The organism is Micromonospora sp. NPDC049799, from assembly GCF_040656655.1.
GTDB lineage: Bacteria > Actinomycetota > Actinomycetes > Mycobacteriales > Micromonosporaceae > Micromonospora.
This window is the reverse complement of the sequence record NZ_JBFAMU010000304.1, coordinates 1-5,966: the sequence shown is the minus strand read 5'-3', so window position 1 is coordinate 5,966 and position 5,966 is coordinate 1. Positions and strand designations below refer to the sequence as shown.

The window sequence follows — 5,966 nt, the reverse complement described above, 5'->3', positions numbered from 1 at the left end:
GTGAGCGCCGCGGCCACCGGCGTGGGCGGCGGCTCGGGCAGCAGGTCGGCCAGCAGGTCGGCTCCGGCACGTTCGTCCAGCGGTCGCAACCGGTGGTGCGGCACCCCGTCCGGCGGGGCGGTCGCCGCGGTGAGCAGGACGGCGACCGGCAGCCGGCGCAGCCGTCGAGCGACGAACGCCAGCGTCTCCGCGGTCGGCCGGTCACCCCGGTCGACGTCGTCCATCGTGCAGAGCAGCGGGCGGTCCCGCGCGACGGTCGCGAGCAGGCGCAGCACGGCCAGGCTGAGCGCCAGGCGACGCTCGGCGGGGCAGCCGGCACCGCTTACCGTCCGGCGCAGCAGTCGCGCCTGCGGGCCGGGCAGCGTACCGATCCGGTCGAGCACCGGGTCCAGGAGGCGCTGCAGCCCGGCGTACGGCAGGTCCGCCTCCTGGGCCAGACCGGCCCCGGCCAGCACGGTGCACCCGTGGGCGTGCCGCTGGGCGTGCGCGACCAGCGCGCTGCGGCCGGACCCCGGCTCGCCGTGGAACACCAGGGCGCCACCGCCGTCGGGCAGGCCGGCGAGCAGCCGGTGGATCGCGTGGCACTCGTCGTCCCGGCCTCGCAGCACGGTTAATTGCACTCGTGATGCATCAACCATGCATCCAGTTTCACCTATCGGTAACCCGTTGGAAAGAGTTGGCGGGTCAGCGCTCGGCGACCTCGGCCAGCAGCGCGCCCACCGTACGGGCCATCACCGCCCGCGCCGCGTCCACGCCCAGCCCCAGGCCGTCGCGCAGCATCGACCACGCCGGCCACATGCTGGCCGCGACGATCGCGTCGACCAACTGCCCCCGGCCCGGCCCGGCCAGCGCCAGCTCGGCGGCGAAGAGTTCCTCGATCTCGTCCCGGACCCGTTCGATGTGCTTGAGCCGGTTGCGGCGCAACTGCCCGGAGACCGGCTCGCGCATCTGCGCGGCCCGCGCCGACGGCGCGATGAGCTGGAGCAGCCGCGCCCGCTGCCGGCAGTACGCGTCGACCCGCCGGGCCAGCGGCAGCGCGCGCGAGATCGGCCGGTACGCGGCGTCCTGCTGGCGGAGCACCTCCGCGCCGCTGGCCTCGAAGAGGGTCTCCATGTCCTTGAAGTTGGTCCAGAGCGTCCGCAGCGACACACCGGCCCGCTCGGCGATCCGCTCGCCGGTCGGCCGGAGGTCCCCCTCGGAGATGAGGGCGAGGTGCGCCTCGACGATCGCCGCCCGGGTGCGCTCGGCGCGGGCGGTCCGCCCGTCGACCCGTTCCGGTACCTCGGCCCGGCCCATCCGCCCCTGCCCCCTCACCGCCGCCACGGCGTCTCCAGCGGCACGGGCGAGTCTAGACGCGGGCCGACCCAGGCGCCCTCGGCGTCGAGCCGCTGCGCGATGGCCACTCCGATCCCGCGACTGGCTCCGGTGACGAGGGCGACGCGGTCGGTGAAACGGTCTGAATTTGCATTCACGGTGCAAATAGTAGGAGGTTCACCGCTGCCGGTCAACGCCCGGCCCGGTCGACGGCGACGATGCCGCGACCGGGCCGGGCGGTGTCGGGTCAGGACGCGGTCGGTACGCCGTTGGCCGGCGGCGGGGTCGTCGTCGCGGTGTACTCGCGCACCGCCCCGTCCCCCTCGTCGGTCTCGTACGCCGGCCCGAAGTAGCTCTGCACTCCCCCGGTGACCCGGGTCAGCCGCTGCCCACCGTATCCGGAGTGGTCGGTGGTGGAGTAGCGCAGCGGCGCCAGACCGGGCCCCTGGTAGCCGCCCCTGCGGACCGCCTCGACCACCGACTCGCGGGTGAGGTCCTTGCCGGCGGCGAGCAGCACCTGCACGAAGAGATACCCGACGGCCATGCCGTAGACGGTGTTGCCGTCGAACGGCGCGTCCCCGTTGTACTCCTTGTTGACCTTCGTGAAGAGCTGGATCCACGGGTCGGTGGTGGCGTTCTGCATCGGCAGGTAGTTGGCGCCGATCAGGCCCTCGAGCAGCGGGGCGGCCTGGCCGAGCTGCTTGGCGAGGGTCGGGTGGTCGGCGCCCACGTTGGACACCACCCACTGCGGCCGGAAATCGAGGCGGGCGGCGGTGCCGATGGACAGCGCGGTGAAGCCGGGAACGGTGGCGAGGACGACCACCTGGCACCCGCCGGCCTTGAACGCGCCGATCTGCGGCGCGACGTTGGTGTTGCTGGTGACGTACGTCTGCTTGACCGCGACCCCGCCGGCACCCAGCACCTTCTCCACTCCGGCCAGGCTGTCGCGCCCGAAGTCGTCGTCCTGGCCGAGGAAGCAGACCTTGCGCCCGGGAAGGGCCGTCTTGACGTGGTTGGCGAGGATCTTGCCCTCCACCGTGTAGTCCGGGTTGAAGCCGAACGTCGAGGGATACTTCTCGGGCTGGTCCCAGGTGCGGCTGCCGGAGGCGACGAAGAGGTCCGGCACCCGGTTGCTCTTGAGGAAGTCCAGCACGCCCGAGTGCGTCGGCGTACCGAGTCCGTTGAGGATCGCGAACACCTTGTCCTGGAGCACGAGCTGGCGGACGACCTGCTGGGTGGTCGCCGGGTTGTACCCGTCGTCCATGATCTTGTACGTGATCTTCCGGCCGTGCACACCCCCGTTGGCGTTCACGAAGTCGAAGTACGCCTTCGTCGCGGGGGCGATCTTCGAGTAGCCGGCCGACGCCGGCCCGGTGAGCGGCATGTGGGTGCCGACCACGATCTCGGTGTCGGTGACGCCGGGCACCGACCCGCGTCCGGAGCCGCCGTCGCCGTCGCCGCCGCAGCCGGCGGCGCTGACGAGCAGGGCGATGCTGGTGGCGATCGCGAGACCGCCTCGTGCCGTACGGTGCATGGAACACCGGCCTTTCGTCGTGCGGACGTGGTGGGGGGTGGAACGCCCGACCGGAGCCGGACCAGGACCTCAGGACCGCCGGCCGGGCCGGCGGGCGAGCAGGGCGCGGCCGAGCCGGGACAGCAGTCCCTGCACGCCGCCGGGCGCGACGATCATGACGACGACCAGGGTCACCCCGAAGATCGCCAACGGGAGGTTGCCCTCCAGCCGCTGCGCCGCCGCCGGCGAGAGGGCCAGCTGCTCGGTCACCGAGTGACTCAGGTCGGGCAGCGCGACCAGCAGCACGGCGCCCCACACCGCGCCGGCGAGCCGCCCCAGGCCGCCGATCACCACGGCCATGAGCAGGAACAGCGACAGGGTCAGGGAGAACGCGCCGGGCGACACGCTCTGCGCGAGCACCGCGAGCAGGGCGCCGCCGAGTCCGGCGGTGGCGGCGCTGACGACGAAGGCCAGCACCTGCGTACGCGCGACGTGGATGCCGGCCAGGCGGGCCGCCACCTCGTCGTCGCGGACCGCCCGGAAGGTGCGGCCGTACCGGCTGCGGACCAGGTTGGCCAGCAGCAGCAGGACGAGCAGGGTGACGGCGGCGGCGATCCAGAACTGCCACCGCTCGTACGGGAAGTACGGGCCGAGGCCCAACGGCGGTGGCTCGACCGGCACCGACAGGCCCTGCTCACCGTTGAAGACGCCGTCGAACGTGACGGTCAGCGCCGGCACCACGACCGCCACGGCCAGGGTCACCCCGGCCAGGTACGGCCCGCGCAGCCGGGCCGCCGCGACGCCGACCACGGCGCCGACGCAGACGGTGACCGCGGCGGCGGCGGCGAGGGAGACCGGCAGCAGCCAGCCACCGGTGACGCCCCGGTCGGCGAACGCGGTCTGGCTCAGGGCGAGGGTGTACGCGCCGGTGGCCATCAGCGCCCCGTGCCCGAGCGACAGTTGGCCGTTGAGGCCGGTCAGCACGGTCAGCCCGGCGGTGGCGCACAGGTACGCCGCCACGGTGGCGAGCTGGAAGTTGCGGAACGGCTCGACGGCGTAGCTCAGCCCGAGCAGCAGCAGCCCGGCGACCAGGACCACGGCGAGGTGCCGCAGCAGGGTGCTGCCGCGACGCGCCGGTATCTCGTCCCGGGCCTGCCCGGTCGCCCGCTGGCGGGGCGGCACGGCCGCCCGGGTGGCGCTCACACCCGCCTCGCGGTGACCGTGGCGAACAGCCCGCCCGGACGGACCAGCAGCACCGCCAGGAGCAGGACGAGCACCGCGAGCGGTGTGCGGTCGCTGCCGGCGTAGCCGCTGACGTACGACAGCAGCAGGCCGACCGCCAACCCGCCGACCACCGCCCCTGGTGGACTGTCGAGCCCACCGACGACGGCCGCGGTGAACGCCGAGACGAAGACCAGGTCCATCGCGTGCGGGTGCAGGCCCAGCTCGGTTGGGATGACCAGCATCGCCGCCAGCGCGCCGACCCCGGAGGCGAGCGCCCAGCCGAGGGTGAGCATGCCTCCCACGTTCACCCCGAGCAGGCGGGACACCTCGGGGGCGAACGCGGCCGCCCGCATCCGCAGACCCACGGGGGTGCGGGCGAAGACCCAGGCGAGCGCGGCCACCACCACCCCGACCGCACCGAAGACGAACAGGTCGTACGGCGACAGCAGCGCGAGGCCGCCCACGGTGAGCGCGCCACGGGAGAAGGGCGTGCCCGCGGGCCGGAACTCGCTGCCGTAGACCATGCCCAGGACCGCCTGGATCAGCAGCACCAGCCCGAGGGCGACGATCACCGGGTTGAGCGGCGAGGCGTGGTCGACGTACCGCATCACCGCCCGGTCCACGACCGCGCCGAACAGCAGGCCGGCGGCGAGCGCGGCCAGGAAACCCAGCCAGTACGAGCCGGTCGCGGCCGAGACGCCGTAGGCGACGTACGCGGCGGCGACCGCCATCGCGCCCTGGGCGAAGTTGACGACCCGCGCGGCCCGCCAGATCAGCACTAGGGCCAGCGCGAACGCGGCGTAGACCGCTCCCCGGGACAGGCCGTCCAGGGTGAGGAAGACGAAGCGGTCCACAGTTCTCCTCCGGGGGGTGGTCAGAAGCCGAGGTAGGCGTGGCGCAGGTCGACGTCGTCGCGCAGGGCGGCGGCCGGTGCGGTGGTGACCACCCGCCCGAGGGACATCACCACGCCCTGGTCGGCGACGGAGAGCGCGCTGCGGACGTTCTGCTCGACCAGCAGGACGGTCAGCCCGGTGCTGTCGCGCAGGTGTCGCAGCAGGGCCATGGTCCGGGCGACGACCCGGGGCGCGAGGCCGAGCGACGGCTCGTCGAGCAGCAGCAGGCGGGGCCGGCCGACCAGCGCGCGGCCGAGCGCGAGCATCTGCCGCTCACCGCCGGAGAGCTGGTGCCCGAGGTGCCGGCGGCGTCGGGCCAGGGGCTCGAAGAGCTGGTAGACCTCATCGAGGGCCCGGCCGGCGTCGGCCCGGTCGCGCCGCCAGAGCCCGCCGAGGCGCAGGTTCTCGTCCACGGTCAGCTCGCCGATGACGCCGCGCCCCTCCGGCACGTGGGCCATGCCGCGGCGGACCAGCTGCTCCACCGGCGTACCGCGCAGGTCCTCACCAGCGAGCAGGATCCGGCCGGCGGACGGGCGCAGCATGCCGGACAGGGTGCGCAGCAGGGTGGTCTTGCCGGCGCCGTTGGCACCGACCACGGCCGCGATGGTGCCGGCCGGGACGGTGAGGTCGACGGCGTGCAGCACCGGGGCGGCGCCGTAGCCGGCCACCAGGCCACGCGCCACCAGCAGACCGTCGTCGGTCATGTGGTTGCCTCGTCGACGGCGGCGCCGAGGTAGGCGTCGGTGACGGCCGGATCGTCGCGGACCTCGTCGGGGGCACCGGCGGCGATCACCTTGCCGAAGTCGAGCACGACGAGGTCGTCGCACACGTCCATCACCAGGTCCATGTGGTGCTCGACCAGCAGCACCGCGCAGGGGTCGCTCTCGCGGCGGGGCAGCTGCCGGATCAGCTCCGCCAGCTCGGTGATGTCCTCGGCGCCGAGGCCACCGGCCGGCTCGTCGAGCAGGAGCAGCCGGGGTCGGGCGGCGAGCGCGCGGGCGAGCGCGACCCGCTGGCGTACG

At 73.9% G+C, this 5,966-nt stretch carries 7 protein-coding genes and 1 pseudogene; all 8 read right to left on the bottom strand.

Annotated features, from left to right (window positions below; genetic code table 11):
- Positions 1–608 (bottom strand): ATP-binding protein (locus AB0I76_RS20565; RefSeq protein ID WP_357037712.1); only part of this gene is annotated, 608 nt, incomplete at its 3' end.
- A 76-nt stretch (positions 609–684) separates the two neighbouring features.
- On the bottom strand, positions 685–1,296 hold the full coding sequence (locus tag AB0I76_RS20560; RefSeq protein WP_357037715.1) for a TetR/AcrR family transcriptional regulator: 612 nt from the start codon (positions 1,294–1,296) through the stop codon (positions 685–687).
- Between the two features lie 14 nt (positions 1,297–1,310).
- Positions 1,311–1,472, bottom strand: coding sequence for an SDR family NAD(P)-dependent oxidoreductase (locus tag AB0I76_RS20555; RefSeq protein WP_357037709.1), 162 nt, complete (start codon positions 1,470–1,472; stop codon positions 1,311–1,313).
- A gap of 89 nt (positions 1,473–1,561) precedes the next feature.
- A complete protein-coding gene (locus AB0I76_RS20550; RefSeq protein ID WP_357037707.1) occupies positions 1,562–2,848 on the bottom strand; it encodes an ABC transporter substrate-binding protein in 1,287 nt (428 codons plus the stop codon).
- Positions 2,849–2,917: 69 nt separating this feature from the next.
- A complete protein-coding gene (locus tag AB0I76_RS20545) occupies positions 2,918–4,030 on the bottom strand; it encodes a branched-chain amino acid ABC transporter permease (protein ID WP_357037704.1) in 1,113 nt (370 codons plus the stop codon).
- Positions 4,027–4,905: a branched-chain amino acid ABC transporter permease gene (locus AB0I76_RS20540; protein WP_357037701.1), complete on the bottom strand. Its 879-nt coding sequence runs from the start codon at positions 4,903–4,905 to the stop codon at positions 4,027–4,029. Before AB0I76_RS20540 ends, AB0I76_RS20545 begins: the two co-directional genes overlap by 4 nt.
- Before the next feature lie 20 nt (positions 4,906–4,925).
- Positions 4,926–5,648, bottom strand: a complete 723-nt coding sequence (locus AB0I76_RS20535; protein ID WP_357037698.1) for an ABC transporter ATP-binding protein — start codon at positions 5,646–5,648, stop codon at positions 4,926–4,928.
- A pseudogene (locus AB0I76_RS20530) lies at positions 5,645–5,966 on the bottom strand (ABC transporter ATP-binding protein); the annotation flags it as partial. The pseudogene AB0I76_RS20530 and the gene AB0I76_RS20535, both read right to left, overlap by 4 nt.